Raw genomic sequence first — 1,264 nt, forward strand, 5'->3', positions numbered from 1 at the left:
TTGAAAGAACATCAGTGCGACGCTGGGTAAGAGCCTGGCAACTCCACGGTATTGATGGCATTACCTGGAAAAATGACCGCCATTCTCCGGCGTTCCGGATTGCTGTCGTACGCACGGTTCTCGCTGAAGAACTTTCGATGCGCGAAGCTGCCGCACGGTTTAATATCTCCACTGAAACCGTTGTCCGGCACTGGGTGAATGTCTACAAAGACGCAGGTGAAAAAGGACTTCTGAGCATAAAACCTGGCCGGAGCAAGGACATGACAAAACCCAAAAAAACACCTCCACTTACCGATGCTGCGCTGGATAAGTTATCTCCCGAAGAGTTGCGGGCTGAACTTCGTTACCTGCGAGCAGAGAATGCCTATCTAAAAAAGCTGAAGGCCTTAGTTCAAAGCGAGAAAAACGGCGGAAAGCCGCAATAATCAACGAACTAAGGCTGGAGTATGCGCTCAGTGATCTTCTTCGTGCAGCGGGCATGTCCCGCAGTACGTGGTATCACAATATCAATGCGCTGAAGCGAGCAGACAGGCATGCCGGGCTGAAAGCCAAAATCAGAGAGATTTATCACTATCACAAAGGGCGTTATGGCTACCGCAGGATCACGCTCTCGCTGAGAAGGCAGGGTCTGCTGGTGAACCATAAAACTGTACAGCGGCTGATGGCAGAACTGTCGCTCCGCTCTCTGATAAGGGTGAAGAAATATCGTGCCTGGAAAGGGGAAGTGGGCAAGGCTGCACCCAATATCCTGGGCCGGAACTTCGGGGCATCGAAAGCCAACGAAAAATGGGTCACGGATGTCACCGAGTTCTCAGTACAGGGTAAAAAGCTGTATCTGTCGCCGGTTCTCGATCTGTTTAACCGGGAGATTATCTCCTACAGCCTGTCGGAAAGGCCGGTGATGGAGATGGTTAATAGCATGCTGCGCGATGCGTTCCTGAAGCTCAGCCCGGAAGATAGCCCCTTGCTGCACACGGATCAGGGCTGGCAATATCGAATGGCAGGCTATCAGGCAAGGTTAAAGGCACAGGGCATGACACAAAGTATGTCGCGCAAAGGAAACTGTCTGGATAATGCGGTGATGGAGAACTTCTTCGGCACACTGAAATCGGAGTGTTTTTACCTGAACAGGTTCAGCGATCTGAATGAACTGAGGAAGGCGATAGAGGACTATATCCATTACTATAACAACGAGCGGATCAGTCTGAAATTAAAAGGCCTGAGTCCGGTAGAATACCGAACCCAGACCCCGATAGCCGCTTAA

At 50.9% G+C, this 1,264-nt stretch carries 1 protein-coding gene; it reads left to right on the forward strand.

The genetic code is table 11. The features are described 5' to 3' along the window. A protein-coding gene (locus HX778_RS24705) for an IS3 family transposase (RefSeq protein WP_176983336.1) occupies window positions 1-1,264 on the forward strand; the annotation gives its coding sequence in 2 pieces (ribosomal slippage) (window positions 1-378 and window positions 378-1,264; 1,265 coding nt annotated over the 2 pieces). This gene is flagged as partial in the annotation.

Source organism: Cedecea sp. P7760 (genome assembly GCF_013386425.1).
GTDB lineage: Bacteria > Pseudomonadota > Gammaproteobacteria > Enterobacterales > Enterobacteriaceae > Cedecea > Cedecea selenatireducens.